The 16299-nt window shown below is 62.7% G+C and carries 17 protein-coding genes; 12 read left to right on the top strand and 5 right to left on the bottom strand.

What is annotated here, in order from left to right; genetic code table 11:
* Positions 1 to 60: 60 nt before the first annotated feature.
* The 5 genes from QWI20_RS20705 (at position 61) to QWI20_RS20685 (ending at position 4851) form a co-directional block, all read left to right on the top strand.
* Positions 61 to 873 carry an amino acid ABC transporter ATP-binding protein gene (locus QWI20_RS20705; protein ID WP_369307069.1) on the top strand — a complete coding sequence of 271 codons (813 nt, stop codon included), beginning with the start codon at positions 61 to 63 and terminating at the stop codon, positions 871 to 873.
* Positions 874 to 926: 53 nt separating this feature from the next.
* Complete coding sequence (gene hutC / locus QWI20_RS20700; protein ID WP_369307021.1) at positions 927 to 1664, top strand: histidine utilization repressor; 738 nt, start codon at positions 927 to 929, stop codon at positions 1662 to 1664.
* 92 nt (positions 1665 to 1756) lie between these two features.
* Entirely contained in the window at positions 1757 to 2053 is a 297-nt protein-coding gene (locus tag QWI20_RS20695; RefSeq protein WP_369307020.1) for a hypothetical protein, read from the top strand.
* 398 nt (positions 2054 to 2451) lie between these two features.
* Positions 2452 to 3777 carry an MFS transporter gene (locus tag QWI20_RS20690; protein ID WP_369307068.1) on the top strand — a complete coding sequence of 442 codons (1326 nt, stop codon included), beginning with the start codon at positions 2452 to 2454 and terminating at the stop codon, positions 3775 to 3777.
* Between the two features lie 246 nt (positions 3778 to 4023).
* Positions 4024 to 4851, top strand: coding sequence for an oxidoreductase (locus QWI20_RS20685; RefSeq protein WP_369307019.1), 828 nt, complete (start codon positions 4024 to 4026; stop codon positions 4849 to 4851).
* 365 nt (positions 4852 to 5216) lie between these two features.
* On the opposite strand, the gene QWI20_RS20680 is transcribed toward QWI20_RS20685, so the two are convergent.
* A complete protein-coding gene (locus tag QWI20_RS20680) occupies positions 5217 to 5978 on the bottom strand; it encodes a FadR/GntR family transcriptional regulator (protein ID WP_369307018.1) in 762 nt (253 codons plus the stop codon).
* A 244-nt stretch (positions 5979 to 6222) separates the two neighbouring features.
* On the opposite strand from QWI20_RS20680, the gene QWI20_RS20675 reads away from it, so the two are divergent.
* From QWI20_RS20675 to QWI20_RS20645, 7 genes are all read left to right on the top strand, one after another.
* A complete protein-coding gene (locus tag QWI20_RS20675) occupies positions 6223 to 6963 on the top strand; it encodes an SDR family oxidoreductase (protein ID WP_369307017.1) in 741 nt (246 codons plus the stop codon).
* Between the two features lie 79 nt (positions 6964 to 7042).
* Positions 7043 to 7888 carry a fumarylacetoacetate hydrolase family protein gene (locus QWI20_RS20670; protein WP_369307016.1) on the top strand — a complete coding sequence of 282 codons (846 nt, stop codon included), beginning with the start codon at positions 7043 to 7045 and terminating at the stop codon, positions 7886 to 7888.
* Positions 7889 to 8200: 312 nt separating this feature from the next.
* Positions 8201 to 9478, top strand: a complete 1278-nt coding sequence (locus QWI20_RS20665; protein ID WP_369307015.1) for an L-fuconate dehydratase — start codon at positions 8201 to 8203, stop codon at positions 9476 to 9478.
* Positions 9479 to 9529: 51 nt separating this feature from the next.
* A complete protein-coding gene (locus QWI20_RS20660; RefSeq protein ID WP_369307014.1) occupies positions 9530 to 10411 on the top strand; it encodes an amidohydrolase in 882 nt (293 codons plus the stop codon).
* Complete coding sequence (locus QWI20_RS20655; protein WP_369307013.1) at positions 10408 to 11184, top strand: SDR family oxidoreductase; 777 nt, start codon at positions 10408 to 10410, stop codon at positions 11182 to 11184. Before QWI20_RS20660 ends, QWI20_RS20655 begins: the two co-directional genes overlap by 4 nt.
* Positions 11181 to 11546 (top strand): L-rhamnose mutarotase, encoded by a 366-nt coding sequence (locus QWI20_RS20650; protein WP_369307012.1) that lies wholly within the window; start codon positions 11181 to 11183, stop codon positions 11544 to 11546. The genes QWI20_RS20655 and QWI20_RS20650 overlap by 4 nt, the downstream gene beginning before the upstream one ends.
* A gap of 214 nt (positions 11547 to 11760) precedes the next feature.
* Complete coding sequence (locus tag QWI20_RS20645; RefSeq protein WP_369307011.1) at positions 11761 to 12993, top strand: sugar MFS transporter; 1233 nt, start codon at positions 11761 to 11763, stop codon at positions 12991 to 12993.
* Positions 12994 to 13062: 69 nt separating this feature from the next.
* Here the strand turns inward: QWI20_RS20645 and fhuF are convergent, their stop codons facing one another.
* The 4 genes from fhuF to QWI20_RS20625 are packed head-to-tail and all read right to left on the bottom strand — an operon-like array spanning position 13063 to position 15891.
* The gene (fhuF, locus tag QWI20_RS20640; RefSeq protein WP_369307010.1) at positions 13063 to 13776 is read right to left on the bottom strand and encodes a siderophore-iron reductase FhuF; all 714 of its coding nucleotides are present in this window, start codon (positions 13774 to 13776) and stop codon (positions 13063 to 13065) included.
* Between the two features lie 42 nt (positions 13777 to 13818).
* Positions 13819 to 14652, bottom strand: coding sequence for a N(5)-hydroxyornithine transformylase PvdF (locus QWI20_RS20635; protein ID WP_369307009.1), 834 nt, complete (start codon positions 14650 to 14652; stop codon positions 13819 to 13821).
* Positions 14653 to 14663: 11 nt separating this feature from the next.
* Positions 14664 to 15656, bottom strand: a complete 993-nt coding sequence (locus QWI20_RS20630) for a TauD/TfdA family dioxygenase (RefSeq protein WP_369307008.1) — start codon at positions 15654 to 15656, stop codon at positions 14664 to 14666.
* Between the two features lie 34 nt (positions 15657 to 15690).
* Positions 15691 to 15891, bottom strand: a complete 201-nt coding sequence (locus QWI20_RS20625; RefSeq protein WP_369307007.1) for an MbtH family protein — start codon at positions 15889 to 15891, stop codon at positions 15691 to 15693.
* Positions 15892 to 16299: the final 408 nt, after the last annotated feature.

Genomic DNA, 16299 nt, shown 5'->3' with positions numbered 1-16299 from the left:
CCCGGCGGCAACGTGCCCGCCACGACCCGCGAAACGACCCGCGAATCCCTGGATGAACCTATGAAAACCAACGGCGAGCAGTCGCCCGTCCTGACCCTGAGCCAGGTGGGCAAAAGCTTCGGCCACCTGCGCGTGCTCAAGGGCATCGACTTGCAGGTGCAGCGCTCGGAAGTGGTCTGCCTGATCGGCCCGTCGGGCTCGGGCAAAAGCACCTTGCTGCGCAGCATGGCGTTTCTGGAGGAGTACGACGAAGGCGAGATCCGCATCGAAGGCCAATTGCTCGGCTGGCAGGACACCGACAAGGGCCGTCGCCGCGCGCCGCAGTCACAGATCAACCAGGTGCGGCGCAACGTCGGCATGGTCTTTCAGCAGTTCAACCTGTGGCCGCACATGACCGCACTCGGCAACGTCTGCGAAGCCTTGCGGCGGGTGCGCAAACTCTCGGCCGACGACGCGAAACAGCGCGGCATGGCGATGCTCGACAAGGTGGGCCTGGCGCACAAGGCCCAGGCGTATCCCGCGCAATTGTCCGGCGGTCAGCAGCAGCGGGTGGCGATTGCCCGGGCGCTGGCGATGGAGCCGCACATCATGCTGTTCGACGAGCCCACCTCGGCCCTCGACCCGGAGCTGGTGGGCGAAGTGCTGCAGGTGATGAAGACCCTGGCGAAGGAAGGCATGACCATGGTCGTGGTCACCCACGAGATGGGCTTTGCCGCCCAGGTCGCCGATTCGGTGATCTTTCTCGACCAGGGCGAAATCGTCGCACGCGGCACGCCCCGGCAGATTTTCCACAACGCCGAGCAACCCCGGCTGCAGCAGTTCTTGCAGAACTACCTGGACCGCAACGCGTTCTGGCAGGACGCCAAAGCGTGATGCGCTTTTTTTAGGGCCGTCGACGCACGCCTGTTCGGAAAGGGAGAGAAACGATGGACAAGCCGGCACCCCAGGCCCTTTATCGGCGGGCGAAATCCTTCGTTCACGGCAAACTGTCATCGGGGGAATGGAAGCCCGGCGACCTGATTCCGTCGGAGAACCGCTTGGTGGTCGAGCTGGGCATGTCGCGGATGACGGTCAACCGGGCGTTGCGCGAGCTGACCGAAGAAGGCCGCCTGCTGCGGGTGTCCGGGGTCGGCACCTTTGTCGCCGCGAGCAAGCCGCAATCCAACCTGCTGCGTATCACCAACATCGCCGACGAAATCCTCGCCCGGGGCCATCGCTATCGTTGCCAGGTGCTCCACCTGGCACGGGAATCGGCGTCGATGCCCATCGCCTCGGCCCTCTCGCTGGCCACTGGCGCGTCGGTGTTTCACCTGTTGTGCGTGCATTACGAGGACGATGTGGCGGTGCAGCTGGAGGACCGTTACGTCAATCCCCACGCCGCGCCTGACTTTCTGCAGCAACCCTTCGGCGATGCATTGCAGTCGGCGCGCTATCTCTTGCAGATCATTCAGCCCGATGAGATGGAGCACATCGTCGAGGCCAGCCACCCGAGCGCCGAGGAGCTCAAGCATTTGCAGATCGAGCCGGGCGAGCCGTGTCTGGTGCTGATGCGCCGCACCTGGAACAGCGGCAACGTGGTGACCTACGTGCGCTTGGTGCATCCGTCGTCGCGCTATCGACTGGGCAGCCGCATGCCGGTGACCGGCGCCTATCGCGACAGCTGAAGCTGCCGGTCAGCACATGGGTCGAACCCTTGCGCGCCGTTGCCCTCGATATCTGTACGTCCTGTGAACGGGACATGACCGAAGAGGTGCGTATGGCTACCCAGAACAACGATCAAACCGTCAACCGCAACGACCCGGCGATTAATCCTGCCGTTGAGAAAGTCAGGCCGGACAGCAGCCTGGCGCAGAACGATGCGCTGAAGAACCAGGGCGGGTCACAGAGCCAGTCCGAGAACGGCGCGCAGAGTCAGGAGAACAACGGCAACCTGACCGGCGAGAACAGCTTCACCCCGGATTTCGAGCCTGAAGAGCATGAGTCGCCGGATACCACCAAAGAGGAACGGCAGACGGGTGAGCTGGACAAGGACATTGATACAGCGGGGGGTTGAGGGCGGCCTTCTGGACCGGAGATCCAAAGCAGGTTTGTGAGTCTGATCACTGGATTTGATTTCGGCCTGTCACTGGTGGGAGTGAGGTTGCTCACGAAGGGGACGGTACAGCCGCTGAGTTTCTAGCGGCTGGGCCTAAGTCTTCGCGAGCAAGCTCACTCCTACAGGATCTTCAGTGGCTGCGAAGCCTCAGCTCCGCACCTTAGTACGCCGCCATCCGCTTACCCGCGCATCTTTCATTGCGTAGCACCCTAACAAAACGGCACCATCACGCTTTCGTCTGCGCCTGCAGACCCGCCTGAAGTTCATCCCCCGGAGCGTTATCGATAATGGTCCAGCCCGCCACTCAGGATGCCCCGCGCGTCGGTAATAAACTTACACCCCGCGAGTTTCGCGGTATGGCGGCGATTCTGATGTCCATCGCCCTCGCCACCCTCGACACCGCCATCGCCAACACCGCCCTCCCCGCCATCGCGGCTGATCTGAACGCCTCGCCCGCCGCGTCGGTGTGGATCATCAACGCCTACCAGCTCGCCGCCGTCGCCACGCTGTTGCCGTTCGCGGCGCTGGGCGGTGTGCTCGGTCATCGCAAGGTCTACCTGGGCGGGCTGATTCTGTTCGTGGTGTCCTCGGCGCTGTGTGCGCTGTCCTGGTCATTGCCGACGCTGACCATCGCCCGCGTGCTGCAGGGCATCGGCGCCAGTGCGATCATGAGCGTCAACGCCGCGCTGATCGGCTCGATTTTCCCCCACGAACGGCTGGGGCGCGGGCTGGGCATGAACGCGCTGGTGGTCGGCACCTCGTTTTCCATCGGCCCGACCGTGGCCTCGCTGGTGTTGTCGGTAGCGAGTTGGCCGTGGCTGTTTGCGATCAACCTGCCCATCGGCCTGTTCGCCCTGGTGTTCGCCTGGAACTCGCTGCCCGCGACCCGCCTCGGCAGCCTGACGTTCGACCGGGTCACCGCCGTGCTCAATGTCATCACCTTCGGCGCGCTGATCTTTGCCCTGAGTCAGGCGGCGCAACTGGGTTCCATGACCAGCGTGCTGATCGCCCTGGCGATCTTTCTGGTGGGCGGCGCGCTGATGCTCAAACGCGAGGTCGGGCACCCTGCGCCGATGTTTCCCCTGGATTTGCTCAAGCGGCCGCTGTTTGCATTGTCGGCGCTGACGGCGTTCTGCTCGTTCGCCACCCAAGGGCTGGCGTTCGTCTCGCTGCCGTTCTTTTTTGAAAGCACCCTGGGCCGCGACCCGATCCAGACCGGGTTTCTGATGACGCCATGGTCGGTCGTGGTGGCGATGATCGCGCCGTTCGCCGGGCGCCTGTCGGACCGTTATGCGCCGGGGCTGCTGGGCGGGATTGGCCTGGCCATGCTCTGCCTGGGGATGATTTCCCTGGCGACCATGCCCGCCGACGCCAGCGTGATGTCGATCATCGCGCGGATGATCCTGTGCGGCATCGGCTTCGGTTTCTTCCAGGCGCCGAATCAGAAAGCCCTGATGACCAGCGCGCCGAAGGAACGCTCCAGCGGCGCCAGCGGCACGATTGCGACGGCACGTTTGATCGGTCAGGCCACGGGCGCGGCGTTGGTGGCACTGAGCTTCGGGATTTCCAACACCCACGGTCCCGTGCTGGCATTGAGCATCGGCGCGGGCTTTGCGGCGGTGGGCAGTGTGGCGAGCGGCTTGCGGCTGGTGACGAAGAACACGGCCAATCCGCGAGTGTGATACGCCCACGATCTTGTAGGAGTGAGCTTGCTCGCGATTGCGGCGTGTCAGTTGCAGGTGAGTTGACTGACACACCGTGATCGCGAGCAAGCTCACTCCTACAGGACCGGCATTCCTCCCATGGCAGCGCCAAGCCCGGGCAGGATCAGGCAATCATCGCGTAGGACTGGGTCATCGGTTTGGCGCGCAGGGTTCCTACCATGGGGGCCTACGATCAACGGCTTAGGCCTCATGAGGAAACGCACAATGAGCAAAACCTTGTTTATCACCGGTGTCAGCAGCGGCTTCGGCCAGGCGTTGGCGCAGCGGGCGCTGGCGGCGGGTCATACCGTGATCGGCACGCTGCGCAATGAAGACGCCGTTCAGGCATTTGAAGCCCAGGCACCGGGTCGCGCCCACGGCGTGCTGCTGGACGTCACTGATTTCGACGCCATCGACCGCGTGGTGACCGAGGCCGACAACGCGTTCGGGCCCATCGACGTGCTGGTCAACAACGCCGGCTATGGCCACGAAGGTATTCTGGAAGAGTCGCCGCTGGAAGATTTGCGTCGGCAGTTCGACGTCAACGTGTTCGGCGCGGTGGCGATCATCAAGGCCTTCGTGCCGCTGTTCCGCCAGCGCCGCAGCGGGCACATCCTCAACGTCACCTCCATGGGCGGCTTCATCACGATGCCGGGGATTTCCTACTACCACGGCAGTAAGTTCGCGCTTGAAGGCATTTCTGAATCCCTGGGCAAGGAGCTGAAGCCCTTCAATGTGTTCGTCACCGCGGTGGCACCGGGTTCGTTCCGCACGGATTGGGCCGGCCGTTCGATGCAGCGTACTGCGCGGCAGATTACCGACTACGACGCCAGCTTCGACCCGATCCGCAAGGCCCGCGAAGAACGCAGCGGCAAACAGCCGGGGGATCCGGCCAAGGCTGCCGACGCGATGCTCAAGCTGATTAATAGCCCCAACCCGCCGGCGCATCTGTTGCTGGGCAGCGACGCGTTGAAGCTGGTCCGGGAGAAGCTCGCGCAGCTGGAGGCCGAGTTTGCGGAATGGGAAGAGGTGTCGCGGTCGACGGATGGGTGAGGCTTCACCAGAAAGGGGCTGAAGTGCGGTCCCTGTGGGAGTGACCGGGGTGGCGCTCCACCTTGCTCACGAAGAGGCCGGGACATTCAGCCAATTTCTCTGGTGTCAGACATTAAGTCTTCGCGAGCAAGCTCGCTCCCACGAGACCGCGGCTGACCTGAGATTTCGAGCCATGCCGAGGACCTGTGGGAGTGAGCTTGCTCACGAAAGCGCCGGTCCAGCCACTGCATCTTTATCGGCTGGAAGTCAGCATTCGCGAGCAAGCTCGCTCCCACAGGTTCTCCGTCGTCAGGATCATCTGCAGTGTTCAAACAACCTCGCCACAGGTTCTCCGCCAGCCGGGAAATCGTGGTCCCCTGTGAAGGCTAAAACCCGCCGCGACTGAAGATACGGATGACTTCATCCAGATGCCCCGCCATCGCCTGCCTCGCAGCTTCTGCATCCCGGTTTTGCAGGGCGTCGAGGATCAGGCGGTGTTCGTGTTCGGAGCGGAACGGCATGTCGTCGGAGGTGTAGTGCGCCTGTAGCCGCTGGAACATGCTGCCGTACTGATGCCCGAGCAGGTGCTTGATCATCAGCCCATAGGCGGGGTTGCCGGAGGCCTGGGCGATGCGAATGTGAAACAGCCGATCGCCCGGGTGGGTATGGGAATGCTCGCGGTTGTCGCGGGCGTTGCGCTCGAAGGCCTCGCGGATGGCTTCGAGTTCTTCATCGCTGGCGTTTTGTGCCGCCAGCGCGGCCGCTTCCGGCTCGATCAACCGCCGCGCCTGAAGCAGGGCAAACGGAGGGATCTCCGCGCTGAAATCCACCTCGATGCCCAGCTCCGGGTCGACGTCCTTCCACTGATCGCGGGTGACCTGAGTCATCACCGGTTCATCGGACAGCTTCTGCCCCGGCGGTTCGCACACCAGCACGCCATTGCCCACGCGCACATCCACCAGCCCGATCACCTCAAGGGCAATCATCGCCTCGCGCACCGACGCCCTGCTCACGCCCAACATCTTCGCCAATTCACGTTCGGCGGGCAGGCGGCTGCCCGGTGGAAATTCGCCGCTGTCGATCAGCGCGCGCAGCTGATCGGCGATCTGGCGATAAAGTCTCTGGTTATCAATTACTTGGATTGGCATCGGGAATCGGCTCGGAAATGTACAGCGCACTGGATCAAAAATTGGCCTTGTTGCAGTCCATGACTAGTGCTAAAAACAGGACCAATGGCCTGACCATTGGAGCGCTGCAGTGAGCGGAGCATAGCAAAACCCGTCGGGGTTCGGCGTGCTTCAAATCTCCTGACGTGCTGCACGGTTCGATCAGCAGACCTCGACGGCAGCATGGCCAGTCAGGTCGTCTCAACAATAAAAACAAGGGATCAACATGGACCTCACCGGTAAGCGAGTGCTCATCACGGCCGCCGCCCAGGGCATCGGTCAAGCCAGCGTCGAGGCTTATCTGAAGGCCGGCGCGGAAGTCTTCGCCGTTGACATCAACGGTGCAGCACTGGACCACCTCCAGGGCGTGCACAAGCGTTTGCTCGACGTCACCGATCACGCCGCCATCGAGCGGCTGGCCGCCGAAGTGGGTGCGCTGGATGTGCTGTTCAACTGCGCGGGCGTGGTGCACAGCGGCAACATCCTCGAATGCTCCAACGACGACTGGCGCTTCGCCTTCGACCTCAACGTCACCGCCATGTACAAGATGATCCGCGCGTTCCTGCCGGCGATGTTGGCCAACGGTGGCGGTTCGATCATCAACATGTCGTCGGTGGCCTCGGCCGTCAAGGGCGTGCCCAACCGCTTCGCCTACTGCGCCAGCAAGGCCGCCGTGATAGGCATCACCCGTTCGGTCGCTGCCGACTTCGTCGGGCAGAACATCCGCTGCAACTGCATTTGCCCCGGCACCGTGGAATCCCCTTCCCTGCGTCAGCGGGTGGCCGATCAGGCTGCGCGCGAGCATCGCGAAGAGGCCGAGGTGTACGCCGCGTTTGAAGCGCGCCAGCCGATGGGACGTCTGGGCACCCCCGAGGAAATCGCCCAACTGGCGCTGTACCTTGGCTCGTCCGCCAGCGGCTTTACCACCGGCACGGCGCAGATCATCGACGGCGGCTGGAGTAATTGAGCCCACCGCCCATCCCGCGTATTGGTGACACCGAATTCTGATCACTCAATCCTGATTTTTTACCTGCAGAGGACACCCCATGAAATTGCTGCGTTACGGCGAACCCGGTCAAGAACGCCCTGGCCTGCTGGCCAGCGACGGCCGCATTCGCGATCTGACCGATCTCATCGGCGACCTGTCGGGCACCGCCCTGAGCCCGGAAAGCATCGCGCATCTGCAGTCACAGGACATCAACAGCCTGCCGCTGGTAGAGGGCAATCCGCGCCTCGGCCCATGCGTGGGCAAGATCGGCAAGTTCATCTGCATCGGCCTGAACTACGCCGACCACGCCGCAGAAACCGGTGCGGACATTCCGAAAGAGCCGATTATTTTCAACAAGTGGACCAGCGCCATCGTCGGGCCCAACGACAACGTAGAAATCCCGCGCAACTCGAAGAAGACCGACTGGGAAGTCGAGCTGGGCGTGGTCATCGGCAAGGGCGGTCGCTACATCGACGAAGCCGATGCGCTGGAGCACGTGGCGGGTTATTGCGTGATCAACGACGTCTCCGAGCGTGAATTTCAGATCGAGCGCGGCGGCACCTGGGACAAGGGCAAGGGCTGCGACACTTTCGGCCCGATCGGTCCGTGGCTGGTGACCCGCGATGAAATCGCCGACCCCCATCAGCTCAACCTGTGGCTGGAAGTCGACGGCAAGCGCTCCCAGAACGGCAACACGCGCACGATGATTTTCCAGATCCCCAAGCTGGTGAGCTACCTGAGCCAGTTCATGAGCCTGCAACCGGGCGACGTGATTTCCACCGGCACGCCGCCGGGCGTGGGCCTGGGCATCAAGCCGGAGCCGGTGTTCCTGCGCGCCGGCCAGACCATGCGTCTGGGTATTGAAGGGTTGGGGGAACAGCAGCAGCTGACGGTCGACGCCTAAAGCAGCAAACACCGTCTCTGTGGGAGCGAGCTTGCTCGCGAAGAGGCCAGTACATCCACTGAATTTCTGTGGGTAGAGATGCCGCCTTCGTGAGCAAGCTCACTCCCACAAGATCTCCATCCGCTTGAGATCATGTGGGACTTGAAAACACAGGATTTCAACTCCCTGAAGATCTCCATCCAGTTGAGATCATGTGGTGCCTGAGATCACAGGGTTTCGCCGGACTGAGATCACTGTGGTGCCAAGCTGAAAAGTTTTAACCGAATTCCCAAGCAAACCGCGCTGCCCATAACAATGCCAAAGGGACCCGCCATGACCACCATCACCGCCTTGCGCGTTGAAGACATTCGCTTCCCCACGTCGCAATTCCTCGACGGCTCCGACGCGATGAACCCGGACCCCGATTACTCGGCGGCCTACGTCATTCTCGAGACCGATCACCCCACCCTGCAGGGCCACGGCCTGACGTTCACCATCGGCCGCGGCAATGAGATCTGCTGCGCCGCGATCAAGGCGCTGGCGGGCGTGATGGTAGGCTTGAAGCTGGAATGGATCGCCGAAGACATGGGCCGTTTCTGGCGCCACGTCACCAGCGACAGCCAGTTGCGCTGGATCGGCCCGGACAAGGGCGCGATCCATTTGGCGACCGGCGCCGTGGTCAATGCCACCTGGGACCTGTGGGCCAAGTCCGAGGGCAAGCCGGTGTGGCAACTGGTGGCGGAAATGACCCCGGCGCAACTGGTGCGCTGCATCGATTTCCGCTACATCACCGACTGCCTCACGCCGGACGAAGCCTTGGCGCTGTTGACCGAGCGCGCCGAAGGCAAGGCGCAACGGCTGCAAGCGCTGCTCGCCGACGGTTACCCCTGCTACACCACTTCGGCGGGCTGGCTGGGTTACCCCGACGACAAGCTGCGCCGTTTGTGTCAGGAAGCGGTCGATGGCGGGTTTTCCCACATCAAACTCAAGGTTGGCCGCGACCTGCAGGACGACATCCGCCGCGTGCGCATCGCCCGGGAAGTGCTGGGGCCGGATCGCCATCTGATGATCGACGCCAATCAGGTCTGGGAGGTCGGCGAGGCCATCGACTGGGTCCGCGAGCTGGCGTTCGCCAAACCGTGGTTCATCGAAGAACCGACCAGCCCCGACGACGTCGAGGGTCATCGCACCATTCGTCTTGGCGTGCACCCGGTGAAGGTGGCGACCGGCGAGATGTGCCAGAACCGCATCGTCTTCAAGCAACTGATCATGCGCGGCGCCATCGATGTGGTGCAGATCGACGCCTGCCGCCTCGGCGGGGTCAACGAGGTGCTGGCAGTGATGCTGATGGCCGCCAAATATCAACTGCCGGTCTGCCCCCATGCCGGCGGCGTCGGGCTGTGCGAGTACGTGCAGCACCTGTCGATGATCGACTTCCTGTGCATCGCCGGCACCCATGAAGGTCGGGTGGTGGAGTATGTCGATCACCTGCATGAGCACTTCGAGGACCCCTGCGTGATTCGTGATGCGGCGTATCTGCCGCCGGCCGCCCCGGGGTTTTCGATTCAGATGAAAGCCGCTTCGCGGGAGCAGTACGCGTACAAGGGCTGAGGACCCCGGCAGAGCTTTGCCCAGGCATAAAACGGACGGAGTACAACAACAATGTCGTCCCAACACTCAAGCGTTCCGGCACCGCCCTTGCGGGTGGATGCCCATCAGCATTTCTGGACTTATGACGCCAGGGATTACCCCTGGATTGACCAGCGCCATGCTGCGCTGCAACGGGATTTTCTGCCGGGCGATTTAAAACCTCTGCTCGATCAGCATGGCATCGATGGCTGCGTCGCGGTGCAGGCGCGGCACAGCATTGCCGAGACAGACGCCTTGTTGAGCCATGCGGCCGAGCATCATTGGATCCTCGGCGTGGTCGGCTGGGCGGACCTGCGGGCGGATGGTGTCGACGAGCAATTGGCACGCTGGGCGGACGCGGAAAAACTGGTCGGCCTTCGTCACCTGGTACAGGACGAACCGGCGCCGTCGCTGTTTCTCCAGGACCCGGCGTTGGCCCGGGGTATGCGGCAGTTGCAAGCCCTCGGGCTGACTTACGACGTGCTGATAAAAGACAAAGACCTGCACGCTGCCACCGACTTCTGCCAACGCCACGACCGGCATCACCTGATCCTTGATCACCTCGGCAAACCGGATCTGTCCCTGGAAGACCCCATCGCCTGGGCCGATCGCCTCGCCCCGCTGACCGCCCTGCCCCACGTGGCCTGCAAGCTGTCGGGGCTGATTACCGAAGCCGACTGGCAGCGCTGGCGACCGGTGGAGCTGCTGCCGTATTTCTATCTGGCGCTGGAATTGTTCGGGCCGCAACGACTGATGTTCGGCTCCGACTGGCCGGTCTGTCAGATGGCCGGCAGCTACAGCGACGTCCACCAGTTGTTCGAAACCGCCATCAGTACGCTCTCCGTCGATGAGCAAAACGCGCTGCGCGGCGGCACCGCCATTCGCCTGTACGGACTGCAAGGAACCTGCCCATGAATCTGCACCTGCATGACAAAATCATCATCGTCACCGGCGGCGGCTCGGGGATTGGCGCCGCGATCTCACTGGGGCTGGCCGAAGAAGGCGCGATCCCGGTGATCTTCGCCAATCAGCCGCTGCCTGCTGAATTGGCCGCCGAGCTGGACAGACGCCAGCCGCAGACCCTGTTCGTGCAGGTCGAGCTGCGTGACGAGGCCGAATGTACGGCGGCGGTGAGCAAGGTGCTGGAGCGCTTTGGCCGCATCGACGGGCTGGTCAACAACGCCGGGGTCAACGACAACATCGGCCTAGGGGCCGGTCGCGGCGCGTTCATCGAGTCGCTGGAGAAGAACCTCATTCACTACTACGTCATGGCCCATCTGTGCGTCGAGGCGCTGAAGGCGAGCAAGGGCGCCATCGTCAACATCGGCTCGAAAACCGCTTTCACCGGCCAGGGCGGCACCAGCGGTTACACCGCCTCGAAAGGCGCGCAACTGTCGCTGACCCGGGAATGGGCGGCGTCGCTGCTCGGCGATGGCGTGAGGGTGAACGCGGTGATCCCGGCTGAAGTCATGACGCCGCTGTACGAGCGCTGGATTGCCAGCTTCGACGACCCTGACGCGAAGCTGGCGAAGATCGTCGAGAAAATCCCCCTCGGGCAGCGCATGACCACGCCGACTGAGATTGCCGACAGCGTGCTGTTTCTGCTGTCTCCGCGAGCGTCCCACACCACCGGGCAGTGGCTGGTGGTGGACGGCGGCTATACGCATCTGGATCGGGCACTGACATGAGCGCGCAGCGTTTTTGTATGGCCCTGGACATGGCCGATGACGAGGTGTTGATCGCCGAGTATGAGCAACTGCATCGGCGCATCTGGCCGGAAATTGCCGAACACCTGCGCAGTCAGGGCGTGCTGGACATGCAGATCTGGCGACTGGGCACGCGGCTGTTCATGGTCATGGACACCGCCCCGGGCTTTAGCGCCGACGCGATGGATCAGGCGTCGGCGGCCCATCCCAGGGTGCAGGAATGGGAGGCGTTGATGTGGCGGTTTCAGAGGCCGACGCCGTGGACCGAGCCGGGGAATAAGTGGCAGCCCATGGCGCAGATTTTTAGTCTGGATGAGCAATTCAAAAGACTTCATGAGCCCTGACACCCCTCTGCGCCGGCTGCTGAATGGGTCTCTGGTGGGAGCGAGCTTGCTCGCGAAAGCTGAGTTTCAAATGCTGGAAATCTCGCGGATGTACCGGCCTTTTCGTGAGCAAGCTCACTCCCACAGGTACGAGTGCAAGGCGTCGATCCCTGCACAACCGAACATCCGCTTCGTCACGCTTCACGCTTGAACAACAACAAAAAAGGAGAGCGTTATGTTGACCAAACACAGCAAAGTCCAGACCCCGGTGTACCGGCACGCAGCGCCGTCGGTGCGGGTGGCGTTGATGCTGGTGACCAGCCTGTTTTTCCTCTGGGGCCTGTCGTACGGGCTGCTCGATGTGCTGAACAAGCACTTTCAGGAAACGCTGCACGTCAGCAAGGCCCAGTCCGGGCTGCTGCAGGCCGCGTACTTCGGCGCGTATTTCATCATCGCCCTGCCCGCCGGCTTTCTGATGGACCGCTTCGGCTACAAGGCCGGGATTCTGCTGGGCCTGTGCCTGTACGCCGCCGGCGCGTTGCTGTTCATGCCGGCGGCCAATGCGGCGAGCTTCCCGTTCTTCCTGTTTGCGCTGTTCGTCATCGCCCTGGGGCTGGGTTGTCTGGAGACGGCGGCGAATCCTTACGCCACCGTGCTGGGCGATCCGAAAGGCGCGGAGCGTCGGCTTAATCTGGCGCAGTCGTTCAACGGCCTCGGCCAGTTCGTCGGGCCGCTGCTGGGGGGCGCGCTGTTCTTCGGCGGCAACAACGCCGGCAGTGACAACAGCTCGCTGCAAACCACCTACGTGGTCATCGCGGTGATCGTTTTGCTGGTGGCCGCGCTGTTCGCCCGCACGCCGATGCCCGATCTGCGCGAGCAGGAATCGAGCATCCAGCGCCACGACAACAAGACCCTCTGGCAGCACCGTGAGTTCGTCGGCGGCGTGGTCACGCAGTTCTTCTATGTGGCGGCGCAGGTGGGTGTCGGCGCGTTCTTCATCAATTACGTGACCGAACACTGGGCGAGCATGACCAGCCAGAGTGCCGCCTATTTGCTGTCGGTGGCGATGATCTGCTTCATGTGCGGGCGCTTCTTCAGCACCTGGCTGATGGGGCGTATCCCGGCGCAGCGGCTGCTGATGGTCTACGCGTGGATCAACGTCGCGCTGTGCGCGGTGGTGGTCAGCGGCGTGGAAAGCGTGTCGGTGGTGGCGCTGGTCGCGGTGTTCTTCTTCATGTCGATCATGTTCCCGACCATCTTCGCCATGGGCGTGAAAAACCTCGGCCCGCACACCAAACGCGGCAGCTCGTTCCTGATCATGGCCATCGTCGGCGGCGCGCTGATGCCGTATTTCATGGGACTGGTGGCGGATCACTTCTCTACGGCGCTGGCGTACCTGCTGCCGCTGGGGTGTTTTGTGGTGGTGGCGTTTTATGGCCGCAGCGGGTTGCGTGGGCGGGAGGTGTGATCTCGTTTTTGCGGCGTGGCGAGTTACGCCTTCCCGGCTGAAGCCGTTCCACAATGTGTACGCGGTCAGTCAGGACAGCGGGCAGTTGGCGCAGTAGTCGAGGCCGTTTACGCGGTAACGGATGCAGCACACGCGGCGTTGGCGCTTCAGTTCCTCCTGGCCGCCGACCTTGAGATAACGCACCGGCTGGTAGAGCGGATTGCGGCATCCATCGGGGAGATGTTGCGCGTTGAGCAACTGGCGGCCGTGACTCACATCGGCGTGGGGCATTGCGTTTGCGAGCACGCCCAACAACCACTCGAAATAGTTGCCGGCGTTGCTCCACAGCACCTTGGGCGATAGACGAACGTGCCGCGCGAAGGCATCAATGAACGGCCTGAGGTGCTGCTCAAGCAATTCGTCGAAACGCTCGAAAGCATCGGCCGGACTGGGCGTCCAGCGCTGTCCCGAGTCAGCCAGCTTGAACGCGGCAGGCAGGCCATCGTCGTTGAGGATCAGTTGTACGTGATCGAGGTGCAGCGGCAGTCGCTGGTTGAGGATCAGCGACGCCGCGACCACCGGTGGAATCAGTTTGATGAAGTAATACTTGCTCCAGATCGACGCCAGGCCGCGGGGGTCGCTGTCGGGATAGGCGCTGGCGAATCGCGTGAGGACATCGTTCAGGTATTCACCGGTCAGAAACGTGCGCAGGGGCACGCCGACGCGGGGGTCGTCGGGCAATACCAGCACGTCGCGGTAGTGCTCGAAATCGGCAATGAACAACGGCGCCAGCGCAGGAATCATGTGCTGACTCGCTGCGCTGACCGCCCGTTCAACGGAGCGCGGTCAATGGGACTGCTGCCGCGCCAGCACCCACAACCCTTGCTCCAGCGCAGGAAACAGGCTGTTGTTGAAGTTGTTCCAGCGCAGTTCGAGGATGGTGTCGTCCGGCGCGATGGGCGTGTCGAGCACGTCGAACACCACCTCGCCGGAATCGATGCCGGTGTCGACGTAATGGAACGAGGCGCCGGTCATGTTCACCGCCGGAATGTCGACCATCTCCCGCGTGGTCCAGTCGACCACTTTCTTGCCCCGGGCGCCGTACAGCGCGTCGAGGGTGGCATAGGCGCCGCGCCGCTCGTACGGCGATTCCAGGCGCGTGATGCCCGGGTGTACGTTGAAGATGCGCCGGTGGAAATCAGCGCCTTCGCGCACCAGTTCATCGAGGATCACCAGCAGCCCGTCGAGCACCACGACATCGGCGCCGAGCGCGTGTAGGCGCTCACCGAGACGGCGCTCGAAATCCGATTTGCCGGCCGGCCGCGCGCTGTCGCCCAAGGGCAAGGCGCGGTAGCTCGACGGCACGTTTTCCAGCAGGTCATCGACCTTGCGCCCCTGCACCGTCAGGCCCGCCGGGTAGAACCAGTGAGCGCCCTGCCCCGGCTTGAACCCGTAGTCCTTGATGCTCTCGCGGTCGCGGGCCGACTCAGGGTTTTCGTCGTAGATGATCGCTTCCAGGGAGTAATGGTCGCCGAGGGCGGTGTCGTTGAGCGCCTTGACCAGGTACTCCAGCGGCGAGGTCATGTAGCGCTGTTCGCCGTGGTAATCAACGTATTGACCGGCCTTGTCCGCCGCTGCGTTACGCAACGACCAGACGTAAACAAGCTTGGTTTTCTGCATGAATATCGGACTCAGGAAAGGGTGTGCAGGGTGTTGCCGCTGACGCCTTCGGCCATCGCGACCACGACTTTTCGTTCGCCGCTGAACGGCTTGCGCGAGTGCGCCGTGAGCATGTTGTCGAGCATCAGCACGTCGCCGGTCTGCCACGGGAAGACCACTTCGCATTCGCTCAGTACGCCGCGAATTTCCGCCAGCGCGTCGGCCTCCAGCGGGCTGCCGTCGCCGTAGTAGACGTTGCGCGGCAGGCCTTCTTCGCCGACGGTGTCGAGGAGGATTTCCTGCATCTCCTCGTCGAGGTTCGACAGGTGAAACAGGTGCGCCTGATTGAACCAGACCCAGTCCTTGGTGCGCGGATGCTGGGCGACGCCTTGCACCAGCTGCCGGGTGCGCAGGTCGCCATCCTCGTTCCAGTCGCACTGGATGCCACGGGGGCGACAGTAGTCTTCGACGTCGCTGTGACGCTCGGTGTTGAAAACCTGTTGCCAGGTCAGGTCGAGGCCGTTGCCGTAGTTGCGCACGTACATCAGGCGCTTTTCTTCAAAGCGTTTGCGCAGCGCCGGACTGATGCGCTGGAACACCCGACGGCTGTCGGCAATCGGCGTCTCGCCGCCGCTGACCGCGGCTTTGGCGCAGTAGAAGAAGATGCGCATGGGCCATTCGGTGGTGTAGGCCTGTTCGTTGTGCAGCGGGATCGAGCGATGGGCCGGGTATTCGGTGGAGGTATAGACGCCTTTGCCATCGACCTGGCTGCGCGGGGTGGAGCCGAATTCGTAGTTGAGCAGCGGGTGGCCGAAGGAGGCGGCAAAGCGCTGGAAGCCTTCGACGCCTTCACTGGTGAATCCGCTGAAGAGGATGGCGCCGTCGCGTTCCAGCGAGTGGTCGACGACGCTGCGCAGGGCGTCGAATTCGGCGGCCAGGGAGACGCCGGTCTGGCCGGGCTGGACGCGCAGGGGAAAGCCGGCTTCAAGGCGCAGGCGTTCGGGGGTGAGCATGCGCATGTTCATGGGCGTTACGCTCCTGAGGCTGAAGGGGGTGGGTTCAGGCCATGGCCTTGCGCAGGCTGAGGGGGCGCATGTCGGTCCATACGCTTTCGATGTGGTTGAGGCAGGTCTGTTTGTCGCCTTCGATGCCGACGCTTTTCCAGCCGTCCGGGATGGCTTTGTAATCGGGCCAGATGGAGTACTGCTCTTCGTGGTTGATGACGACCCGGAACTGTGTGTTTTCGCTGTCGAAGCTCATGTGTAATCCCTCGTGGTGTTGGAACGGCGCAGGTAAGCGCGCCTTACCTGAAAGACGAACGAGGGGGCGAAGTGGTTAGTCTTTTTTGGTGAAAAACTTGAAAGCGAATCGAGGGCAGAGCAAACGCTGAGGACTTGTGGGAGTGAGCTTGCTCACGAAGGGGTCGGTACATCCACCGATTATCCGGTGTTTGGAATGCAGCATTCGCGAGCAAGCTCGCTCCCACAGGGAGGGTGTGCGATCAGCAAAATTGCTGGCGCCTGGGCTGGCCTCTTCCCGGCTAAAGCCGGTCCCACTCAGACCGTGTGAAAACGAAATAACCAGCAGCTAATCAAAAAATGCCCCGATCAACTCGGGGTATTCTTTATTTATGCAAAGAGAAAAAAAGCCCTCCTCAGGCCAGTAACT

It is taken from the genome of Pseudomonas sp. W2-17, from assembly GCF_041060445.1.
In the GTDB taxonomy this organism is placed as follows: Bacteria; Pseudomonadota; Gammaproteobacteria; order Pseudomonadales; family Pseudomonadaceae; genus Aquipseudomonas.
The sequence above is the reverse complement of the archived record's forward strand: the minus strand, read 5'-3'. Positions and strand labels throughout refer to the sequence as shown.